We start from the raw sequence: 19188 nt of genomic DNA, 5'->3' as shown, positions 1-19188 counted from the left end.
CGCTGGCGTACGCAGCCGTATAGCGACGTTTCGTGCCGTAGAACGCAGATGCCGCCCCGAGGGGCGGCATCCATGGTGACGCATGTGGCCGGAGCGATCAGTAGCGCAGCAGCGCCGACGCCCAGGTGAAGCCGCCGCCGAAAGCCTCCAGCAGCAGGGTCTGGCCGCGCTGCACCTTGCCCGAGCGCACCGCGTAGTCCAGCGCCAGCGGCACCGAGCCCGAGGACGTGTTGGCGTGCTTGTCGACGGTGACCACTACCCGCTCCATCGACATCTTCAGCCGCTTGGCGGTGGCCTCGATGATGCGCAGGTTGGCCTGGTGCGGGATCAGCCAGTCGATGTCCGACTCCTGCATGCCGGCGGCCTGCAGCGTCTCGTCGACCAGCGAATCGAGCGTCTTCACCGCCACCTTGAACACTTCGCGGCCGGCCATGCGGATGCGCACGCCGTGGTTCGGCTCGTCGGTGAAGCCGACCGAGACGCCCACCGGGTTGTACAGCAGTTCCTTGTGCCCGCCATCGGCGTGCAGGCAGGTGGCGTAGATGCCCGGCTCGCTGGACGCTTCCAGCACCACCGCCCCGGCGCCGTCGCCGAACAGCACGCAGGTTTCGCGCTCGGTCCAGTCGACCATGCGGGTCAGCGTCTCGGCGCCTATCACCAGCACCTTCTTCGACTGCCCGCTCTTGATGAACTTGTCGGCGATGCCCAGCGCATACATGAAGCCCGAGCAGGCCGCGTTGACGTCGAACGCAGCGCAGCCGTTGGCGCCCAGGCGGTGCTGCACCAGGCACGCGGTGGACGGGAAGATGATGTCGGGCGTGGTCGTACCCAGCACGATCAGGTCTAGCTCGGAGGCCTTGACCCCCGCCGCTTCCAGCGCACGCTGCGCCGCCGTGACGGCCAGATCGCCGGTGGTCTCGCCATCGGCCACCACGTGGCGCTCGCGGATGCCGGTGCGCGTCTGGATCCATTCGTCACTGGTATCGACGATCTTTTCCAGATCGGCGTTGGTCAGGACGCGGTCGGGCAGCGCGCTGCCGGTGCCGGTGATGCGGGAAAAGATCGGGGTCATTCAACTATCCATTCGCACGGTCGTCCGGACGATCGCCGTGTCCACGCCGGGGTGGAAGGCGTACCGGAACCGACAAAGTACGTTCGCCTGTGCACAAAAGCAAAACGGCGCGTTGCCGCGCCGCTTGCCACCGGAATCCCGTGGGGGACCGATCAATCCTCTTCGACGGCCGCCACGGCGGTGTCGATGACCTTCTTGCCGCGGTAGTAACCGTCGGCGGTCACGTGATGGCGCAGATGCACCTCACCGCTGGTCGGGTCGGTCGACAGCTGCACGGTCTTCAGCTTGTCGTGCGAACGACGCATGCCGCGGGTGGACGGGGTCTTGCGGCTCTTGGCAACGGCCATGGCGGATCTCCAACGTAATCGCTTGTTTCGAGCGGGTTATTTCTTGAGTTCGCGCAACACCGCGAACGGGTTATCGGTACGTCCCTCGTCGGCACTGTCGTCCGTCGGCGGGCTTGTCACTTCTTCCGGCAAGACGCTGTCCGGATTGATCGGCACCAGCGGCAACGCCAACAACAGTTCGTCCTCGATGACATCGGCGAGCGCCAGCTTGCCGTCGTCGTCCACCAGCAGCGGCTCGCAGTCGGGCGACAGCCCGGACTCCTCGCGCTCCGACCGGATCAGGCCGAGCCGGCTATGCACCGCCACCGGCAGCACGAACGACTCCAGCGAGCGCTGACAGGTCACCGTCAACGGCGCTTCGGCGCGAACATCGAGATACGCCATGCCCAGCTCGTCGCGGCCAAACTCCAGCTCGAAGTCGACCTCCCCGTTGCTGCCTGCCAGCATCCCGCACAGGCGGGGCATCGAGGCTACAGGAAGCGTTCCAACGAAGGAACGCCGCGCCGAGACCATGCGCCAAGCGTCCACGGACTCTGGCAGTGTCACGGACATAATCGCGAAATTATGGGTTTGCGCCCGCGCCAAGTCAACAATGCAGCGGCCCGCGAGGCCGTGGCCAGCGCCAGGACGCCCCGGAAGCCGCGCTTTGCCTGTCTTGCCCCGCTTGCGGCAGACTGGCGGCCCGACGTTTTCAGGCGAATCGAAGCCTCGTGACTCCCCAGATGATGATAGCCGGCGGCGCGGTCCTGTTCGGGCTGCTGGTCGTGCTGGTCGCCGTGCTGCTCAACCAGCGCAAGCGCGAGTGGAAGCGCAACGCCAGCCTGCAGACCCTGCTGGACCTGGCCGACCGGCTCGAAGCCGACCTCAAGACCTGCCGCAGCGGCCTGCAGCAGGCGCACGCCGTGATGTCGGTCAACCCGGACGCGCCGCAGGCCAGCGAAAAGGACGCGCGCCAGGCGATCGATGCCGGCCTGCGCGCCCTGCTGCAGCAGCGCCTGTGGATCCGCGATTGTTCCGCCTGGGCCAGCCAGCAGGAGCTCGACGCCACCGCGCAGTCGATGCGCGACACGCGCAGCCGCCTCAAGCCCCTGCTGAGCGCGCTCAACCAGGCCCAGCACGACCTGGACAACGCCATGCGCGATCACATCCACCGCGGCCCCGGCGCATGACCGCGCCGGTCGTACTGGGCTCCACCTCGCGCTATCGGGCCGAACTGCTGCATCGTCTGCTGGAAGAGTTCACCCAGGTCGCACCGGGTGTCGATGAAGCGGCGCTGCCCGACGAAGCCCCTTCGGCACGAGCCCTGCGGCTGGCCGTCGCCAAGGCCGAGGCGGTGGCGCGAACCCATCCGCAGACGCTGGTGATCGGCTCGGACCAGGTCGCCGAACTGGGCGGCCAGGTGCTCGACAAGCCGGGCACCGCCGATCGCGCGCGCGAACAACTGCGTGCCAGCAGCGGGCGCACGGTGCATTTCCACACGGCGCTGTGCCTGCTCGACGCCCGCACGGGCGAGCGGCACACCCACGTCGACCTCACCCGCGCGGTGTTCCGCGAGCTCGGCGAGAGCGAAATCGACCGCTACGTAACGCGCGAGCAACCGCTGGACTGTGCCGGCAGCTTCAAATGCGAGGCACTGGGCATCAGTCTGTTCGAACGTATCGAGACCGCCGACCCCAGCGCGCTGATCGGTCTGCCGCTGATCGCCCTGGCGCGACTGCTGCGAGCCGCCGGACACGCGGTGCCCTGAGCAGGTTCGATCAGCGCGCCGTATCGGCCGCATGCGCGGCCCGCCAGAGCGGGCAGGCCTCGCGCTCGGCCGGCGAAGCCGGTGACGTGGAAGGCGCCACTGCCGGCACCTGCCCCCGATAGAACGCGAAGCGCTTGCGGCCGTCGTAGAGATCCAGCCGCCCCGCGGCTCGCGGCGCACCGATATGCCGGCACAGCGTGCCCTGCCAGGCCAGCCGCTCGCGTTCGCTCTGCGCGGTCTCCTCCGCCACCAGCAGCATCGGCTGGCCGGCATGCGCGGCGCGCAGGCCAGCCTCGTCGCGATGCCAGATCGCCAGCTGCGGCGCGCGACCATGCTTGATGTTCAACGGACTGTCGAGGCTGTAGACCGGCCGCGTGCCGCCGAGCGCGAAATCCAGTTCGGCGGCAAGCGCGAAGTTGTCCGCCACCACCGCCGTGTCTCCCGGATGCGCCATGTCCACCTGCAGCGCGGCCTCACGCCAGCCGACAAAGGCGTACGGGAATGCTTTCCATCCCGCCAGGCGCGTCGCCCCGCCCGGCGTCGCCGCCAGCGCGAGATAAGCCAGTCCCAGTGCCTGGCCCAGCACCGCCACGCCCAGCCCCAGCATCAAGCAGCGGCGAGCACCGCGCATCGCGCGGTCCGTCCACAGCAAGGCCGGCAGCACGGCGAGCAGGGGCAGATAGCCCGGCAGCGGCCAGTGCGCGCGAAAGCGCAGGTCATCGGCAAACAGGCCGAGCACGAAATAAAGCCCGAGAAAGCCCACCGCGACGAAGGCGATGACATCCCACGGCGCACCCGCACGACGGCGTCGCCATGCCTGCCACGCCGCCCACAGTAGCAAGGCGTACAGCACCGGCGTGCAGGCCAGCGCCTGCTCCAGCGGTTGCACCAGCGCACTGGTGTGGAACTGCCACGGGTTGCGGTCGACCAGCTGGAAGGCAAGCCCGGCACCGCGTTGCTGCCAGTTGGACACCAGCAGCGGGATCAGCCCCAGCGACGCCACTGCCAGCGCCAGCCACAGGCCGCCACGCCGCCACAGCGCGCGACCGCGCGGCGCGAATGCCAGGAAGCCCAGACCCACCAGCATCGGCATCGCCGCGCGGTAATGCGTGAGCCAGGCGAACCCGAGTGCGACGCCCAGGAGCAACCCATTACGTCGGCGGTCCGCCGCGGCCATCCGCTGCAGCGCCAGCACGGCGAGCATGATCGCCACCGTCAGCGGCACGTCCGGCAGCGCCAGCACGCCCAGCGTCCCGGCCAGCGGCAGCGCCAGGCACAGCAAGCCCGCCTGCCAACCCACGCGCACGTCGAACGCCTCGCGCGCAAACCGCATGACGATCCAGGGCAGCGTTGCCCCCAGCAGCAGGAACGGCCAGCGCATGCCGAGGAGCCCATGCCCCGCAATGGTTTCGCCGAGACGGATCAGCCACGCCGTGAGCGGCGGCAGATCGCTGTAGCCCCAGGCGAGGTGCCGGCTTTCCTGCCAGTAGAACGCCTCGTCGCTGAAGGGTGCGAGCGTGGCGGCGAGCACGATCTTGACCAGCAGCTGTGTGACGAAAGCCACCACGAAAGCGGCTCGCCAGCGCGCGACGGGCGCGACTACACTGGATCGATCACGCATGCATCGCGCTCCGGTGCGCCGCCAGGGAACTGCCTAACCACATGTCCGCCACTCCACTCCGCGATGATCCCTTGCTGCGCCGGCTCGATGCCGCATTGACCCAGGTCAACCAGGTACTGCTGGGCAAGCCGCGTCAGGTCAAGCTCGCCTTCGCCTGCCTGATCGCCGGCGGTCACCTGCTGCTCGAAGACGTGCCCGGGGTGGGCAAGACCACGCTGGCGCATGCGCTGGCCGCCACCTTCTCGCTCGACTTCCAGCGCGTGCAGTTCACCAGCGACCTGCTGCCGTCGGACATTATCGGGGTGAGCGTATACGAGCGCGAGACGGCGCAGTTTCGCTTCCATCCCGGCCCGATCTTCGCCGGCCTGCTGCTCGCCGACGAGATCAACCGCGCCACGCCGAAGACGCAGAGCGCGCTGCTCGAAGCGATGGCCGAAGGCCAGGTCACCGTGGACGGCCAGACGCACGCGCTGCCGGTGCCGTTCTACGTGGTGGCCACGCAGAACCCGCTCGACCTCAACGGCACCTTCGCCCTGCCCGACTCGCAGCTCGACCGCTTCATGCTGCGTATCTCGCTGGGCTATCCCGATGCCGGCGCCGAGCGCGCCCTGCTCACCGGCAGCGACCGCCGCGGCTTGCTGGCCCAGCTGCAGCCGCAACTCGACGGCGCCGGCCTGCTCGAACTGCAGCAGCGCGCGCAGGCCGTCGCCACCAGCCAGGCACTGCTCGACTATCTGCAGGCGCTGCTCGCGGCCAGCCGCCGGCACACCGAGATCCGCGTGGGGCTGTCGCCGCGGGCCGGCCTCTCGCTGCTGGCCGCGGCACGCAGCTGGGCGCTGCTCAGCGGTCGCAACCACGTGCTGCCGGAAGATCTGCAGGCGCTGTTCGTGCCGCTCGCCGGCCACCGACTGGTGCCCAGTCGCGGCAGCAGCGGCGATGCCCTGGCGCGCGAACTGCTCGCCGAGGTGGCAGTGGACTGATGCCCGCAACGCTGCAAGCCCTGCAGCGCTGGGCCGAACGACGCCTGCCGGCGCTGACCCGCTACCGTCGCCCCGAGCCGCTGCCGATCGAACTGCATCGTCGGCGCATTTACATCGTGCCGACCGGCTTCGGGCTGGGCTTTGGCGCGCTGCTGCTGGTGATGCTGGTCGGCTCGCTCAACTACACCAACAACGCCGCGCTGCTGCTCACCTGCCTGCTCGGCGCGGCAGCCATGAGTTCAATGTTGCTGGCTTTTCGCGTGCTCGACGGCGTGACTTTGGCGCATATCCGCGCCGGCCATGCGTCCGCCGGCCAGCCGGTCGACCTGCACCTGGTTTTTCGCGCGGCGCGCCCGCGCGAGTCGGTGCGGGTGGATATGGAAGACGCCACTCAGTCTTTCATCATCGAGACGCATGGCGAGGCCGAGGTGGCCTTCGCCATCGCCACCGAGTTCCGCGGCTGGCAAGCGCTGCCACGCCTGCGCGTGTGGAGCACCTGGCCACTGGGCATGTTTCGCGCCTGGAGCTGGCTGTATCCGGAGCAATCGGTACTGGTGTGGCCGCGGCCGGAAGCGCATGGCCCGGCCCCGCGGGCGCCAGACGAAGATCCGGCCCGCCGCCGGCTGCATCGCGGTGACGACCTTGCCGCCCTGCGTGACTACCGCGTGGGCGATCCGCAGCGCCACGTCGCCTGGAAAGCCAGCGCTCGTCACGAAGGCCTGCTGGTGAAGGATTTCGAGCAGCCGCAATCGCATGAAGAGTGGCGATTGGACTGGCGTGAGCTGGGCCATCTGGACAACGAGTCGCGTATCGCCCGGCTCGCGCGCTGGGTCGGCGAGGCTCACGCCCAGCGACGACGGTACAGCCTGTGGCTGCCCACGCAGGAGATCGCGCCGGGCAGCGGCGCCGACCACTACGCGCGCTGCATGAGCGCCCTGGCGCTGCTGCCGTGAGCTGGCTTGATCGCCTGCGCACGCGATCCGCAGCCGCGCCGCTGGGCCGGCGCGCCTTCGATTTCACCGTACTCGCCATCCTCGGCGTGCTGGTGCTGCACGCACCGCATCTGCCGTGGTGGCTCACGCTCGGCCTCGGCGGCGTGCTGGCGCTGCGCTGGTGGCAGCGTCGGCGCACGCCGGGCAAGGCACCGGCATGGCTCAAGCTGCCGCTGATCGCCTTGCTCACGCTGGCGATCGTGAGCACCTACGGCACGGTGTTCGGCCGCGCCCCCGGCTCGGCGCTGGCGGTGGGTCTGCTGGTGCTGAAGCTGCTGGAATGCGAGACACCCAGGGACGCGCGCGTCGGCATCGCGTTCGCCTGCTTCGCGTTGATGGCGGCCCTGCTGTTCGACCAGAGCCTGCTGGTCACCTTGGGCGTGGCGGTTGGCCTGCTGCCGGTGTTCGCCGCGCTGCGCGCGCTGGAACCGGGGCAACGGCCAGTGAGCCTGCCGCGCCAGTTGCTGCCCGGTCTGGTGCTGCTGGTCGCCTCGCTGCCGCTGACCCTGTTCGCCTTCGCGCTGGTGCCACGGCTGAGCTCGCCGCTGTGGGGCGCGCCGCAGAAGGAGGACGCGCGCACGGGCCTGAGCGACGAGATGTTGCCCGGCGCGATGACCGAGCTGCTGATCGACGACAGCCCGGCCATGCGCGTCGCCTTCGACGGCCCCCGACCGCCACGCACCTCGCTGTATTTCCGCGCCTACGTGATGTGGGACTACGACGGCGCCAGCTGGCACGCCGTGGACGTCGCCAACCGTCCGGCCGACCCGATCGAGCCGGCCGACCGCGTGGGTTACACGGTAACCTTGCTGCCCACCGGCCAGCGCGTGCTGCCCGCGCTCGACGTGCCGCTGCAGAGCGTTGACGGCGCCGAGCTGCGGCGCGAGCGGATGCTGATGCGCGCACAGCCGGTGAACGACACGCTCACCTACCACCTCACCTCGGCCCTGCACTATCGGCTGCAGCCCACGCTGGATCGCGGGCGACTGGCCGCGCTGCAGCTGCCGCGGGGCTTCAACCCCCGCACGCTGGCGCTGGGCCGGGAATGGCGCACGCGCTACGGCGACGACTCGGCTGCGATCGTGCGGGCGGCACTCGATATGTTCCACAACGGTGGCTTCAGCTACACGCTGGCGCCCGCGCCGCTGGGCCGCGACGCCATGGACGATTTCCTGTTCTCCACCCGCGAGGGCTACTGCGAGTACTACGCCTCGGCTTTCACCGTGCTGATGCGCGCGGCCGGCGTTCCGGCGCGCGTGGTCACCGGCTACCAGGGTGGCTTCTGGAACAAGCTCGGCAACTACCTGCTGGTGCGCCAATCCGACGCGCACGCCTGGAGCGAGGTATGGATCGCCGGGCGCGGCTGGGTGCGCGCGGATCCCACCGCCGCCGTGCGGCCGGAGCGGGTCAATCTGGGCGCCGCAGCCGCAGCCGACGGCGGCAGCCGGCCCTGGTACCAAGACGCCTGGCTGCAAGGGCTGCGCAACCGCTGGGACATCGTCAACCGCTGGTGGGACAAGGGCGTTATCGGTTTCGATGCGCTGCGCCAACGTGGCCTGCTCACGCCGTTCGGCGTACAGGAGACCGACACGCAGATGCTGACCCTGCTGCTGGTGCTGGGCAGCGTGCTGTTCGCCTCGATCGGACTGGCCTGGGCGATGGCGCGACGGGTGCGCATCGATCCGGCGTTGGCCGGGCTGCGGCGGCTGGAGCGCAAGCTCGGCAAGGCCGGCGTGGCGCGTCGACGCGGCGAAGGACCGCAGCACTATCTGCGCCGCGCCGCGCGCGCCCTGCCCGGCCAGCGCGAAGCGTTGCAGCAGTTGATGGAGCAGTACCTGCAGTTGCGTTACGGCGGCAGCGAACCGGCGCGTGAATCGCTGCGGGCCTTTCAACGCGCCGCGCGGGATTTTCACCCGTCGCGCGTGGTCCAATGACACTGACGCGATGGCGAGGCCATCGTCCTGAGCTGGAGAAACCCATGTCCGTCTACCGATCGATCACGCTGGCTTCGGCCGTCGCCTTGCTCGCCGCATGTGCCACGGTGCCCAAGCCGCTGGAAGGCACCTACACCGATATCTCCACCAGCAGTGCCCAGCAAGGCGGGGCCGGCGGTACCCGCGTCCGCTGGGGCGGCGAGATCATCAAGACCGAACCGGGCCCGCAGGAGACTTGTTTCTACCTGCTGTCGCGCCCGCTGGACGCGCAGGCGCGCCCGCGCTCCGCCCGCAGCGACGATGACCAGCAGCAGGGTCGCTTCGTGGCCTGTCGCGCCGGCTTCTACGATCCGGAGGTCTTCACCCGCGGCCGCGAACTGACTGTCACCGGCACGCTGCACGGCATCGTGTCGCAGAAGGTGGGCGACTTCGATTACGCCTACCCACGCGTGGAAGCCGACGTGGTTTACCTGTGGCCGCGCCGCCCTGCCGTGGTGAACTATCCTCCGGGCTTCTACGACCCGTTCTGGGGCCCGGGCTGGGGCCCGTGGGGGCCGGGCTACTGGGGCGACCCGTACTGGCGCCAGCCGCGCATCATCGTCGTGCCGCGGCCGGTTCCGCCTCCGCCGCCGAAGAAGTAAGCCAACCCGGCAACGAAAAACGCCGGCTTCACGCCGGCGTTTTTCTTGTGGGCCTGTCGCGCATCCCGTCAGCCCGGCGGCCAGGTCAGCTTGCGACCCGCCAGCAGGTGCACGTGCAAGTGATAGACGGTCTGCCCACCGTGGGTGTTGCAGTTGACGACGGTGCGGTAGCCGTTCTCCCCGAATCCCTCCTGCTTGGCGTAATTCGCGGCGGCCAGCAGTACCTTGCCGAGCAGGGCCGCGTCGTCGGGCGTGGCGTCATTGAGCGTGGCGATCGGCTTCTTCGGGATGAACAGCACGTGCACCGGCGCCTGCGGATTGAGGTCCCGGAAGGCGAGCACGTCGTCGTCCTCGTAGACGATGTCGGCGGGAATTTCGCGCCGAATGATCTTGCCGAAAATGGTGTCGCCCATGGTGTGACTCCCCGTTCGTTCAAAGCCGCAGCAACATACCGTGCGCCCCCGGCGCCACCAGCCTGAAGCCGAATTTTTCGTACAGGCGGTACGCCGTGCCATCGGCGATCAGCCCAACCATGGTGCGCACGGGCGCCCGCGCATGCACCTCGTCCATCAACGCCTGCATGATGCGCCGGCCCAGCCCCTGGCCCTGCCACGCGGGCGCCACAGCAATATCGACCACGAACAGAAACAGGCCGCCATCGCCGACCACTCGCCCCATGCCGACCAGCTCGCCGTCATGGCGCAGACAGACCGAGCACCAGCTGGCCGGCAGGCCTAGTCGCGCACCGGCCGGTGACATGGTGCTGAGGCCGGCGGCGCTGCGCAGGGCGAGGTATTCGTCCTCGCCGGGAATCGCCAGCGACAGCTCCGGCGCCGGTTTCATTCCAGCGCCTGTCGACTGCCGAAGGCATGTGCCAGCGTGCCGCGGTCGACGTATTCCAGCTCGCCGCCCAGCGGCACGCCGTGCGCCAGCCGGGTGGCGCGCACGCCGCCGGCACGGGCGAGCTGGGCGAGATAGTGCGAGGTGGCCTCGCCCTCCACCGTGGGGCTGGTGGCGATGATCAGCTCCTCCACCTCGCCCTCAGCCAGCCGCTCGGTCAGCAGGTGCAGGCCCAGCTCACGCGGACCCAGGCCGTCCAGCGGCGAGAGCCGGCCCAGCAGCACGAAGTACTGTCCGCGGTAACCGGTGGCCTGTTCGACAGCGGCAAGATCCGTGGGCGATTCCACCACGCACAGCACCTGGCGGTCGCGGCTGGCGCTGGCGCACAGCGGACAAACGGCGTCTTCGCTGAAATTGCGGCAGCGGCTGCAGTTGCCGATGCGCTGCATGGCCTGCTCCAGCGCGCCGGCCAGCTTCAGGCCGCGCTCGCGCTCGCGCTCGAGCAGATGAAATGCCATGCGCTGCGCACTCTTGGCGCCCACGCCGGGCAGGCAGCGCAGCGCGTCGATGAGTTCGGCAAGCAGGGGGGATGCGGATGACATGGGGAGATTCGAGTAGTGAGGGAAGAGCAGTGAGCAGTGAGCAGTGAGATACGAAAGACGGATCGCGAGACGTGGCTTTCTCTCGCCCCTCACTCCTCTCCCTTCACTCCTGCTCTCAAAACGGCATCTTGAAGCCCGGCGGCAGGTTCATCCCGGCGGTGACCCCGCCCAGGCGATCCTTGCTTGCCGCCGCCACCTTGTTGACCGCGTCGTTCATCGCCGCCGCCACCAGGTCCTCGGCCATCTCCGGATCGTCGGCGAACAGCTTGCGGTCGATCTGCACGCGGCGCACTTCGTGCGCACCGGTCATCACCACGGTCACCAGGCCGCCGCCGGCGCTGCCGGTGACTTCCATCCGCGCCAGTTCTTCCTGCGCGCGCTTCATGTCTTCCTGCATGCGCTGGGCCTGCTGCATGAGCTGGCCGATCTGTCCTCTCATGGGTGTACTCCGATATGTGCTCAGCCCGACACGGGCTTGATGGATTGCGGTACGACGCGGGCGCCGAAGTCGCGCTTCAGCGCCTGCACCAGGGGATCTTCGTCGATCGACTGTTCCGCACGCGCCTGCGCGGCATCGCGCGCCTCGGCGGCTCGTGCCGCCGGCGTGTGACTGGCCGCGCTGGCGTCGCTGACGAAGCGCAGGCGGATGCGCTCGCCGAGCGCCCGTCCGATCTGTTCTTCCATCTGACTGACCATCGGCTCGACCGCCAGGTGCATGTGCGATTCCTGCAACACCAGGGTGAGCGTTTGGCCGTCGCGTTCGCGCAGCGCCGCGTTCTGCGCGAGCTGGCCGAGCGGTCCGCGCAGGCCAGCTTGATCGATCAAGGCTGCCCAGTCCGGCAGCCCGCGGGCATCGACCGGCACCGCATGGCGTGCCGGCGCCGGCGCGGGCGACTGAGCCGATGCGGGCGCGGGCACGCTGGCAACGGCACGCTCGGCGGCCTCGGCGGCGGCCATGGCCGGCCCCGGCGCAGGACTCGGGCGCTCCATCGGCGGCCGTACCACGCTGGATACCGAGGCCGTCACCGGCGCCGCGCGCGCCGGCACTGAACGCGGCGGCGCCGAGGCGGCATCCGCCGCCTCGCCGGGCCGGAACGCCAGCATGCGCAGCACCGCCATCTCGAAGCCGGTACGCGCATCCGGAGCGAGCGTGAGGTCGCGCCGGCCGGTGGTGGCAATCTGGTAGTACAGCTGCACATCTTCCGGCGCGAACTGGCTCGCCAGCTCGGCAAGCTCCGCAGCGGCGCTCTCGTCGCCGGACTCGGGCTGATAGCCCGGCACCAGCTGCATCAGCTGGATGCGATGAAGCACCGCGGCGACGTCGTCGAGCACGCCGCCGAAGTCGGGTGAGTAGGAAGCGATGCGCGCGCATTCGAGCATCAGCGCCTCGCCCTGTCCGGCCGCCAGCGCCTGCAGCAGGCCCAGCACCTGGCCGCGCGCCACGCTGCCGAGCATGGCGCGCACGTCGTCGGCCTTGAGCGCGCCGCCGCCGTAGGCAATCGCCTGGTCGAGCAGCGACAGGCCGTCGCGCAGCGAGCCGTCCGCGCCGCGGGCGAGTTCCACGATGGCGGCGTCTTCGTAGGCAATGTTCTCGGCGGCGAGAATGTGCCGCATCTGGCCGGAGATCTGCTCCGGCAGCAGGCGCTTGAGATTGAACTTCAGGCAGCGCGACAGCACCGTCACCGGTAGCTTCTGCGGGTCGGTGGTGGCGAGCAGGAACTTCACGTGCGGCGGCGGTTCTTCCAGCGTCTTCAGCAGCGCATTGAACGCCGGCTTGGACAGCATGTGCACCTCGTCCACCAGATACACCTTGAAGCGGCCGCGCGAGGGCGCGTACTGCGCGTTCTCGATCACCTCGCGCACGTCGTCCACGCCGGTGTTGCTGGCCGCGTCGATCTCCAGCAGGTCGACAAAGCGCCCCGCGTCCACCGCCGTGCAGACCGAACACTCGCCACACGGATCGGCCGACTCACCGCGCTCGCAGTTGAGCGACTTGGCGAAGATGCGCGCGATGGTCGTCTTGCCCACGCCGCGCGTGCCGGTGAAGAGATACGCGTGATGCATGCGACCGGTGTCGAGCGCGTTGGTCAGCGCGCGCACCACGTGCTCCTGGCCCACCAGCTCGGCGAACTTGCGGGGGCGCCACTTGCGCGCGAGGACCTGATAGGACATGCGTTAAAGCCTGCTCGTGACGTTCATGCGCCGCCCGCGGATGCGGGCCGCTCGCCTGCCGCTGTATCGGCGGCCGCCGCAGACGGCGCCACGAATCGTGGTGCGTCGTGCGGAGGCCGACAGATCTTGGGGCGAGTCCCGATTGTGCCAAGTCGGCGCCGGCAAGTCAGCCGCTGCGGTGGCCACGCCATCGGGATACAGAGCGCCTCGGCGCGCCGGAACGGGGGCCGAAAAGGCGGCAGCCCCGCCAGCCACACCCCGGCACCCGAATCATCCACTACCGTTGCTTCCTTCCGGACCTGGCGGGGTTTGCGGACTATCGTCGCGGGGGGACCGACGGGGCCACCATAGACGTTCAGCGCGATGGCCAGGCGGCCAAGGCAGACTTTCAAAAACTGGCGGAGAGAGAGGGATTCGAACCCTCGATACGGGGATAAGCCGTATACACACTTTCCAGGCGTGCTCCTTCAACCACTCGGACATCTCTCCGCAAAACGCTCCCGACGTGCATCCTGCAGCGTCGCAACGCACTCAGGACCGGAGGTCCGTCGTGCGTGCCGGTCGGGCCGACCCGGCAAAGAGGCGGAAGGATAGCGGCAGGCCCGGGGCGAGACAAGCGCGGCGGCATTCAGCCGGCGTCGGCGCGGGCCGCTGGTGGGGTGGCGAGCGTGAGGCGATCGCCACCCCGCGCCACGGTATAGCCGCGGGACTCCAAGGCCTCGCCATCGGCGGCGCTGCCATAGTGATAAAGCACCAGCCGGGCGCGCAGCGCGCCGTCGTATTCGCGCTCGATGTCGTCGATGCCGGTGTGCGAGGGATTGCCCACCAAACCGCAGTCGTGGGCTACGCGCGCGTCGCCCACCGCGTGCACCGCGAGCACCTCTGGAATCGGCCGGGTGTCGCCGGTGTAGACGAAGCTGCCTTGCAGTGCCAGCCCGAACGAGGTGCCCGGCCGGTGATGGCGCGTGGCGAACACGTCGAACCAGTGGCCGTCCAGCCAGAACCCGCGCGTGCACGGCACCAACTGGAACGCCTCCCAGAAGTTGGCCCCGCCCTCGGCCAGCGCACCGGGGTAGTCGGCCACGCGCATCTGCAGCCAGGGCAGCAGCTCGGCATGCAGGAATATCCGCACGCGGCCACGTCGCGCCGGATCAAACCACAGCTTGAAGAACAGCCGCTCCAGCCCCGCCACATGGTCCATGTGCGTGTGCGTGATGTACAACGCATTCGGCACGCCGCCGTAGGCGGCGGCATAGCGATCGAGCGTGTCGGGCCCGCAGTCGATCAGCAGCAGCGGCTCGCCATCGCGCTCCACCACCGCCGCCGACGATCCCAGCTCCACCGCATGCGCCGCCCCGGTGCCGAGGAAATGCAGCACCCAGCTCATGCGCTGAAGGTCCGCTCGTAGCCGCGCAATACCGACGCCCACACGCCGCTGTCGAACGCCTCCTCGCGTCCCTCGGCCGCGCCGAGCTTGATCAGCGAACGGCGCAGGCGCTGCAGGTTGGCCAGTCGCCAGCCGTCCGCCGGCGCGCGTAAGCGACCACGGTCAAAATCGATCAGGTACAGGCCGGCCGGGGCGATCAGGATGTTGTGCGCGTTGAGATCGGCATGCCACACGCCTTCGCGGTGGAAGCGCGCCACCAGGGCGCCCACTTCTTCGGCCAGTTCGGCTCCGATGCCGGCCACGGTCATGCGCTCGGCCAACGTCTCGGCGCGCGCAATCCGACGGGTAATCAGATCGGCGCTGTACCACAGGCCGCGCCGGCGATAGCGCACCGCCACCGGCTCGGGCACTGGCAGTCCCAGGCGGCACAGCGCCTGCAGCAGGCGGAACTCGGCAAAGCAGCGCGTGCGCGAGGCGCCGCTCCACAGATAGCGATCGCCCATCAGCACCGCCACGGCACCGCCGCGGCGGTAATGACGCAGCACGCACTCGCCGGCCGGCGTGTCGATCACCGCCACGCCCCCGCGTCCGCCCGGCTGCGCCTGCAGCACGCCGTGGCGACGCCAGTGATCCGGATCGAACCAATCGTGGTCGACTTGTGGCGACACCCCGGGGTCGAACAGAATCACGCCTTCCGCATTCCGGCGGAGCTGTTCCCGCACGATCGTGCCCGGCTTGTCTGGCGCGCTGTCTGCATTCATGGCCCCGCCGATTCTATCCCATGCCGATGTCCGCTCCCGCCTCGATCTGCCTGCTGCGCACGTCCGCCATCGGTGACGTGACCCACGTCGTGCCGCTGGTGCGCACCCTGCAACATGCGTTGCCGGCTACGGCACTGACCTGGATCGTGGGCAAGCTGGAACGTCGATTGGTCGGAGATCTGCCGGGCGTACGTTTCGTCACCTTCGACAAATCCGCCGGCCGCGCCGGCATGCGGGCCGTGCACGCGGAATTGAAGGGCGAGCGCTTCGACGCCCTGCTGCAGATGCAGGTGGCGCTGCGCTCCAACCTGCTCAGCCTGGGCATTCGCGCCGAGCGACGCATCGGCTACGACCGCGCCCGCTCGAAGGACCTGCACAGCCTGGTGGTCAACGAGCGCATCCCGGCGCGCAGCGGCGAGCACGTGCTGGACGCCATCGGCAGCTTCTGCGAACCGCTGGGCCTGAAGCAGGCCGAAGTGCGCTGGGACATTCCCATTGCCGACGCCGACCGCGCCTGGGCCGCGGAGCAGTTACCGGGCGAACGCCCCACCCTGCTGGTCAGCCCCACATCCAGCCACGCGCTGCGCAACTGGCGCACTGAACGCTACGCGGCGGTGATCGACCACGCCATGGACAAGGGCTGGCGCGTGGCGCTGGTCGGTGGCCCGTCCACCCTCGAGCGCACGATGGCCGATGCGGTGCTCGCCGCCTGCCGGCACGCGCCGCTGGACCTCACCGGCAAGGACACGCTCAAGCGCGCGCTGGCCATGTTCGCCCGCACGCACCTCCTGCTCACGCCGGACTCCGGCCCCATGCATATGGCCAATGCGGTGAGCACCAAGGTGCTCGGCCTGCACGCGGCCAGCAACCCGGATCGCTCCGGCCCCTACTCCGATCGCCGCTGGTGCGTGAACCGCTACGACGATGCTGCACGCCAGTTTCTCGGCAAGCCCGCCAGCGCATTGGACTGGGGCGCGAAGATCGAGAAACCCGGCGTGATGGACCTGATCACCGTGGACGACGTGATCGAACGCTTCGAGGCCGCCGCCACCCACCTCGGCCTGGCCTGACCCAGCCACCACGTCCTACTCCATGTAGGAGCCCGCTCGCGGCCGATGCTCTTCGCTCTGGATCGACATCAAAGCAAAAGCATCGCCCGCGAGCGGGCTCCTGCGTGATTTGGATCGATCAGACGGCGCGGTAGTCCTGGTAGGACTTCTCTTCCACCAGCTGCGAGCCGAGCTTGAGGTTGATCTCGCGCTTCACCGCGGCGCGCTCGTCGTTGCGGAAGTACACCGACCGGGCCAGCTCGATGAACTCGGCGTCGAAGGCCTGGGCCTTTTCCTTCAGGCGGATGTGGTCCTCGATGTCCCACAGCGCCTGGTTCACCGCCAGCAGGCGGGCACGCTCGTCGGCGATGTCGGTGTGCGAGGCGGGATGCGCCGCCCAGGTGGCGCTGAGCAGGTCCAGCTCGGTGCGTACGTTGGCCAGCTTGGCCTGGTCGCGGATCTGCTGCGACTTGATCTCCAGGATGGTGATCTTGTCGATCAGCTCGCCGAAGGAAACGGGGGTCTGGATCAGGCTCATCGGAAACTCCGCAATCGTGCGGTGCGCCGGGCGGCGCACCGGGGAAATCAGCGCAACAGGATAGCCGGGCGCCGGGTCAGGCCGCGCTGTCCAGCACCGCGCCGCGCGCAATCAGCTCGCATACCGTGCGCACGTCGCCGTCCATCGCGCGGTCGCGGTGCATGAAGCCGATGTGCTGGCGCAAGCGCTCGTGCGCGCGGCGTACGGCGGCGCCGGCGTGGTAGTCACCCACCTCGGCCAGCGCGGCGGTCAACGCCTTCACTTCCTCGACGAACTGCGCGTGATGCGGGCTGTCCTCGCGCGGCGCATTGGTGATCTTGGCGGCCAACGCGCGCCAGTCGCCGCGGGCGGCCAGGCGGCGCGCGGCATTGAGCATTTCCTGGCGATAGTCCAGCGCCTGCGCGGCGGTGTAGAGCTCCAGCGCCAGCACGTGGCCGAGGTCTTCGCACATGTCGAGCACGTGGCGTGCCTCGTTGGCGCCCATCGACACGTGATCTTCGGCGTTGGCGCTGGTCGGCACCGAGTAGACGCTGGCCGGATGCGCGCGCGTGGCTAGGTCGTTGACCAGCGCCGCGGCGGTGTACTGCACGATCATGAAGCCCGAATCGGTGGCGTCCTCGTTGCCGGTGAGGAAGGCGGGCAGGCCGTCGTTGGTGGCCGGGTCGACCAGCTTGGCGAGGCGGCGCTCGGAGATCGAGGCCAGCACCGGGATCGCCGCCTTCACGTAGCTCATCGCCAGCGCCAGCGGCATGCCGTGGAAGTGGCCGGCGGAGATCACCTGCTCCTCGATGAACTGCGCCGCCTCGTTGTCCGGGAAGATCAGCGGGTTGTCGGTGACGGCGTTCAGCTCGATGTCGAACACGCGGCAGGCCTGGGCCCAGGCGTCACGCACCGCGCCGTGCACCTGCGGCATGCAGCGCAGGCTGTAGGCGTCCTGCGGCTGGTGCTTCTTGCCGCCCTTGAACGGCAGGAAGCGGCTGTAGAACGCCTCGCGGCCGTGACGCTGGTTGGCCGGCACCCACTCCCAGCCGATGTCGAAGCTGAGCGCCTGGTCTTCCGGCGCGCTCCACGCATCGGCAGCCCACTGCCGGAAGCGCGGCACGAGGTGGTACGGGATGTCGAGCAGGGTCGAGCCGGCGAGCAGGCCGCGCACGCGTGCAGCGGTCTCGACCTGACCCGGATGCGGGCGCAGCGCGTGCACCTCTTCGCGCAACGCGCCGCTGCGGCCGGCGAAGGCGTCCAGGGTCATCGCCGCGGCGAGGTCGGCGGTATCGAGCAGGCGCTCCAGCGTGTCCAGCGCCAGCGCGCCGGTGGCCAGCATCTGCGCGGTGCCGTTGTTGAGCGCCAGGCCTTCCTTGAACGACAGGCGGATCGGCTCCAGCTTCGCGCGCTTCAGCGCCTCGGCGCCCGGCATGCGCTCGCCACAGTAGAAGGCTTCACCGCCACCCAGCAGCACGATCGCCAGGTGCGACAGCGGCGCCAGGTCGCCGCTGGCGCCGACCGAGCCCTTCTCCGGCACCACGGGCACGATGCCGGCGTTGAGCATGGCGGTGAGCGCCTGCAGCGTGGACACGCGGATGCCGGAGTGGCCGCGCATCAACGTGTTGATGCGGATCACCAGCATCGCGCGCACCACGTCCTCGGCGAACGGCTTACCCACGCACACGGCGTGGGTGATGATCAGGTTGTGCTGCAGCTCGTCGAGCAGCGTACCTTCCGGCTGGTGCGGGTTGCCGCCCGGCAGCTCGTCACGCAGGCGATGCGCGCCCAGCAGCTTGTCGGCATTGGAGCCGAAGCCGGTAGTGACGCCGTAGGTCGGCTCGCCGCAGCTCACCTTGTCGGCGAGAAAGTCCGCCGCGCGCTGCACGCGCGCGAGCTGGTTCGGGTCGAGCTGCACCGATGCGCCGCCGCGGGCAACGGCGACCAGTTGCTTGCGGGTGAGGCTGCTGCCGTCCAGGATGATGGTATGGCTCACGAAAGACTCCGGGGTATCGTTTGAAGCGCTTTGCCCAGGCGGGCGTTGTTCGTTGCGAATGTGCTGTGGCCAGCCAAGGACGGCGGGTTTTTCTCAGTCCAGCAGATCGACCCACAGGTCGCACCATGCCGGGTTGGTGCTCTCGATCAGTTCCAGCTTCCAGGCGCGATTCCACTTCTTGAGCTGCTTTTCTCGGGCGATCGCAGCCGGAAAGTCAGCATGATGTTCGAACCACACCAATCGCATCAGCCCGTAGCGTTGGGTGAACCCTTCGACGATGCCATCACGGTGCTCCCAAACTCGACGTTTCAAGTCGCCGGTCACGCCGATGTACAGGGTGCCGCGCTCAGCGCTGGCCATGATGTACACGGCGGGTTGTCTGGGAGGCATCCGTGTCTCCTTTTGTAAGCAATGAATGGCGGGTGTCCCTTCCACTCGATGACGCACCACTTCCTCGCCGTCAATAACCCGAAAAACGGAAAACAAATAGCCAATTGGGGGGCGGGGAATATGTTTTAACGCTTTTTCTG

Annotated in this window: 21 protein-coding genes, 1 tRNA gene and 1 other RNA gene; 7 read left to right on the top strand and 16 right to left on the bottom strand. The window is 69.0% G+C overall.

Annotated features, from left to right (window positions below; translation table 11 throughout):
* Window positions 1–97 precede the first annotated feature (97 nt).
* The 3 genes from ACTHJF_RS06450 to ACTHJF_RS06440 all read right to left on the bottom strand — a co-directional run bounded on the left by ACTHJF_RS06450 (window position 98) and on the right by ACTHJF_RS06440 (window position 1932).
* Window positions 98–1072 carry a beta-ketoacyl-ACP synthase III gene (locus ACTHJF_RS06450; protein ID WP_431636580.1) on the bottom strand — a complete coding sequence of 325 codons (975 nt, stop codon included), beginning with the start codon at window positions 1070–1072 and terminating at the stop codon, window positions 98–100.
* A gap of 152 nt (window positions 1073–1224) precedes the next feature.
* A complete protein-coding gene (gene rpmF / locus ACTHJF_RS06445; protein WP_423255471.1) occupies window positions 1225–1419 on the bottom strand; it encodes a 50S ribosomal protein L32 in 195 nt (64 codons plus the stop codon).
* Between the two features lie 36 nt (window positions 1420–1455).
* On the bottom strand, window positions 1456–1932 hold the full coding sequence (locus ACTHJF_RS06440) for a YceD family protein (RefSeq protein ID WP_440266418.1): 477 nt from the start codon (window positions 1930–1932) through the stop codon (window positions 1456–1458).
* A gap of 209 nt (window positions 1933–2141) precedes the next feature.
* Here ACTHJF_RS06440 and ACTHJF_RS06435 point away from each other — a divergent pair, with 209 nt between their 5' ends.
* Together ACTHJF_RS06435 and ACTHJF_RS06430 are read left to right on the top strand one after the other, a co-directional pair.
* Window positions 2142–2588, top strand: coding sequence for a hypothetical protein (locus tag ACTHJF_RS06435; protein ID WP_440266417.1), 447 nt, complete (start codon window positions 2142–2144; stop codon window positions 2586–2588).
* Entirely contained in the window at window positions 2585–3166 is a 582-nt protein-coding gene (locus ACTHJF_RS06430) for a Maf family protein (RefSeq protein WP_440266393.1), read from the top strand. Before ACTHJF_RS06435 ends, ACTHJF_RS06430 begins: the two co-directional genes overlap by 4 nt.
* A gap of 10 nt (window positions 3167–3176) precedes the next feature.
* Here the strand turns inward: ACTHJF_RS06430 and ACTHJF_RS06425 are convergent, their stop codons facing one another.
* On the bottom strand, window positions 3177–4787 hold the full coding sequence (locus ACTHJF_RS06425; protein ID WP_440266392.1) for an ArnT family glycosyltransferase: 1611 nt from the start codon (window positions 4785–4787) through the stop codon (window positions 3177–3179).
* 41 nt (window positions 4788–4828) lie between these two features.
* Between ACTHJF_RS06425 and ACTHJF_RS06420 the strand changes: the two genes are divergently transcribed.
* From ACTHJF_RS06420 to ACTHJF_RS06405, 4 genes are read left to right on the top strand one after another with little or no spacing between them, the layout of a single operon-like run.
* Window positions 4829–5767 carry an AAA family ATPase gene (locus tag ACTHJF_RS06420; protein WP_440256692.1) on the top strand — a complete coding sequence of 313 codons (939 nt, stop codon included), beginning with the start codon at window positions 4829–4831 and terminating at the stop codon, window positions 5765–5767.
* Window positions 5767–6720: a DUF58 domain-containing protein gene (locus tag ACTHJF_RS06415; protein WP_440266391.1), complete on the top strand. Its 954-nt coding sequence runs from the start codon at window positions 5767–5769 to the stop codon at window positions 6718–6720. The genes ACTHJF_RS06420 and ACTHJF_RS06415 overlap by 1 nt, the downstream gene beginning before the upstream one ends.
* Window positions 6717–8693 (top strand): transglutaminase TgpA family protein, encoded by a 1977-nt coding sequence (locus ACTHJF_RS06410; protein WP_440266390.1) that lies wholly within the window; start codon window positions 6717–6719, stop codon window positions 8691–8693. Before ACTHJF_RS06415 ends, ACTHJF_RS06410 begins: the two co-directional genes overlap by 4 nt.
* Window positions 8694–8737: 44 nt before the next feature.
* On the top strand, window positions 8738–9334 hold the full coding sequence (locus ACTHJF_RS06405) for a Slp/YeaY family lipoprotein (protein WP_440260637.1): 597 nt from the start codon (window positions 8738–8740) through the stop codon (window positions 9332–9334).
* A 68-nt stretch (window positions 9335–9402) separates the two neighbouring features.
* Here the strand turns inward: ACTHJF_RS06405 and ACTHJF_RS06400 are convergent, their stop codons facing one another.
* The 9 genes from ACTHJF_RS06400 to ACTHJF_RS06360 form a co-directional block, all read right to left on the bottom strand.
* Window positions 9403–9747, bottom strand: coding sequence for a histidine triad nucleotide-binding protein (locus ACTHJF_RS06400; RefSeq protein ID WP_440266389.1), 345 nt, complete (start codon window positions 9745–9747; stop codon window positions 9403–9405).
* 19 nt (window positions 9748–9766) lie between these two features.
* The gene (locus ACTHJF_RS06395) at window positions 9767–10177 is read right to left on the bottom strand and encodes a GNAT family N-acetyltransferase (RefSeq protein WP_440266388.1); all 411 of its coding nucleotides are present in this window, start codon (window positions 10175–10177) and stop codon (window positions 9767–9769) included.
* Window positions 10174–10776, bottom strand: a complete 603-nt coding sequence (recR, locus tag ACTHJF_RS06390; RefSeq protein ID WP_440266387.1) for a recombination mediator RecR — start codon at window positions 10774–10776, stop codon at window positions 10174–10176. The genes ACTHJF_RS06395 and recR overlap by 4 nt, the downstream gene beginning before the upstream one ends.
* A gap of 115 nt (window positions 10777–10891) precedes the next feature.
* Window positions 10892–11215, bottom strand: coding sequence for a YbaB/EbfC family nucleoid-associated protein (locus tag ACTHJF_RS06385; protein ID WP_440256703.1), 324 nt, complete (start codon window positions 11213–11215; stop codon window positions 10892–10894).
* A gap of 20 nt (window positions 11216–11235) precedes the next feature.
* Window positions 11236–12948 carry a DNA polymerase III subunit gamma/tau gene (dnaX, locus tag ACTHJF_RS06380; RefSeq protein WP_440266386.1) on the bottom strand — a complete coding sequence of 571 codons (1713 nt, stop codon included), beginning with the start codon at window positions 12946–12948 and terminating at the stop codon, window positions 11236–11238.
* Window positions 12949–13190: 242 nt separating this feature from the next.
* An RNA gene (gene ffs, locus ACTHJF_RS06375) (signal recognition particle sRNA small type) lies at window positions 13191–13287 on the bottom strand.
* Between the two features lie 57 nt (window positions 13288–13344).
* Window positions 13345–13437, bottom strand: a tRNA-Ser gene (locus ACTHJF_RS06370).
* Between the two features lie 139 nt (window positions 13438–13576).
* A complete protein-coding gene (locus ACTHJF_RS06365) occupies window positions 13577–14335 on the bottom strand; it encodes an MBL fold metallo-hydrolase (RefSeq protein ID WP_440266385.1) in 759 nt (252 codons plus the stop codon).
* Window positions 14332–15096 (bottom strand): 3-deoxy-D-manno-octulosonic acid kinase, encoded by a 765-nt coding sequence (locus ACTHJF_RS06360; RefSeq protein ID WP_440266384.1) that lies wholly within the window; start codon window positions 15094–15096, stop codon window positions 14332–14334. Before ACTHJF_RS06360 ends, ACTHJF_RS06365 begins: the two co-directional genes overlap by 4 nt.
* A gap of 26 nt (window positions 15097–15122) precedes the next feature.
* Here ACTHJF_RS06360 and ACTHJF_RS06355 point away from each other — a divergent pair, with 26 nt between their 5' ends.
* A complete protein-coding gene (locus tag ACTHJF_RS06355) occupies window positions 15123–16166 on the top strand; it encodes a glycosyltransferase family 9 protein (RefSeq protein ID WP_440266416.1) in 1044 nt (347 codons plus the stop codon).
* Between the two features lie 118 nt (window positions 16167–16284).
* Here ACTHJF_RS06355 and ACTHJF_RS06350 read toward each other — a convergent pair whose 3' ends face one another.
* The 3 genes from ACTHJF_RS06350 to ACTHJF_RS06340 form a co-directional block, all read right to left on the bottom strand.
* Entirely contained in the window at window positions 16285–16683 is a 399-nt protein-coding gene (locus ACTHJF_RS06350; protein ID WP_440266383.1) for a DUF6165 family protein, read from the bottom strand.
* A 76-nt stretch (window positions 16684–16759) separates the two neighbouring features.
* A complete protein-coding gene (locus ACTHJF_RS06345; protein ID WP_440266382.1) occupies window positions 16760–18658 on the bottom strand; it encodes an HAL/PAL/TAL family ammonia-lyase in 1899 nt (632 codons plus the stop codon).
* Window positions 18659–18751: 93 nt separating this feature from the next.
* A partial coding sequence (locus ACTHJF_RS06340) for a GIY-YIG nuclease family protein (RefSeq protein WP_440266381.1) occupies window positions 18752–19188 on the bottom strand: 437 nt, incomplete at its 5' end.

The sequence above is a fragment of the Dyella sp. genome (assembly GCF_051962475.1).
GTDB lineage: Bacteria > Pseudomonadota > Gammaproteobacteria > Xanthomonadales > Rhodanobacteraceae > Dyella_A.
The sequence above is the reverse complement of the archived record's forward strand: the minus strand, read 5'-3'. Positions and strand labels throughout refer to the sequence as shown.

Excerpts from the sequence above, each read along its gene's own strand:
- ACTHJF_RS06450 (WP_431636580.1), bottom strand. The coding sequence starts at position 1,072 with ATGACCCCGATCTTTTCCCGCATCACCGGCACCGGCAGCGCGCTGCCC.
- rpmF (WP_423255471.1), bottom strand. The coding sequence starts at position 1,419 with ATGGCCGTTGCCAAGAGCCGCAAGACCCCGTCCACCCGCGGCATGCGT.
- ACTHJF_RS06440 (WP_440266418.1), bottom strand. The coding sequence starts at position 1,932 with ATGGTCTCGGCGCGGCGTTCCTTCGTTGGAACGCTTCCTGTAGCCTCG.
- ACTHJF_RS06435 (WP_440266417.1), top strand. The coding sequence starts at position 2,142 with ATGATGATAGCCGGCGGCGCGGTCCTGTTCGGGCTGCTGGTCGTGCTG.
- ACTHJF_RS06430 (WP_440266393.1), top strand. The coding sequence starts at position 2,585 with ATGACCGCGCCGGTCGTACTGGGCTCCACCTCGCGCTATCGGGCCGAA.
- ACTHJF_RS06425 (WP_440266392.1), bottom strand. The coding sequence starts at position 4,787 with ATGCGTGATCGATCCAGTGTAGTCGCGCCCGTCGCGCGCTGGCGAGCC.
- ACTHJF_RS06420 (WP_440256692.1), top strand. The coding sequence starts at position 4,829 with ATGTCCGCCACTCCACTCCGCGATGATCCCTTGCTGCGCCGGCTCGAT.
- ACTHJF_RS06415 (WP_440266391.1), top strand. The coding sequence starts at position 5,767 with ATGCCCGCAACGCTGCAAGCCCTGCAGCGCTGGGCCGAACGACGCCTG.
- ACTHJF_RS06405 (WP_440260637.1), top strand. The coding sequence starts at position 8,738 with ATGTCCGTCTACCGATCGATCACGCTGGCTTCGGCCGTCGCCTTGCTC.
- ACTHJF_RS06400 (WP_440266389.1), bottom strand. The coding sequence starts at position 9,747 with ATGGGCGACACCATTTTCGGCAAGATCATTCGGCGCGAAATTCCCGCC.
- ACTHJF_RS06395 (WP_440266388.1), bottom strand. The coding sequence starts at position 10,177 with ATGAAACCGGCGCCGGAGCTGTCGCTGGCGATTCCCGGCGAGGACGAA.
- recR (WP_440266387.1), bottom strand. The coding sequence starts at position 10,776 with ATGTCATCCGCATCCCCCCTGCTTGCCGAACTCATCGACGCGCTGCGC.
- ACTHJF_RS06385 (WP_440256703.1), bottom strand. The coding sequence starts at position 11,215 with ATGAGAGGACAGATCGGCCAGCTCATGCAGCAGGCCCAGCGCATGCAG.
- dnaX (WP_440266386.1), bottom strand. The coding sequence starts at position 12,948 with ATGTCCTATCAGGTCCTCGCGCGCAAGTGGCGCCCCCGCAAGTTCGCC.
- ACTHJF_RS06365 (WP_440266385.1), bottom strand. The coding sequence starts at position 14,335 with ATGAGCTGGGTGCTGCATTTCCTCGGCACCGGGGCGGCGCATGCGGTG.
- ACTHJF_RS06360 (WP_440266384.1), bottom strand. The coding sequence starts at position 15,096 with ATGAATGCAGACAGCGCGCCAGACAAGCCGGGCACGATCGTGCGGGAA.
- ACTHJF_RS06355 (WP_440266416.1), top strand. The coding sequence starts at position 15,123 with ATGTCCGCTCCCGCCTCGATCTGCCTGCTGCGCACGTCCGCCATCGGT.
- ACTHJF_RS06350 (WP_440266383.1), bottom strand. The coding sequence starts at position 16,683 with ATGAGCCTGATCCAGACCCCCGTTTCCTTCGGCGAGCTGATCGACAAG.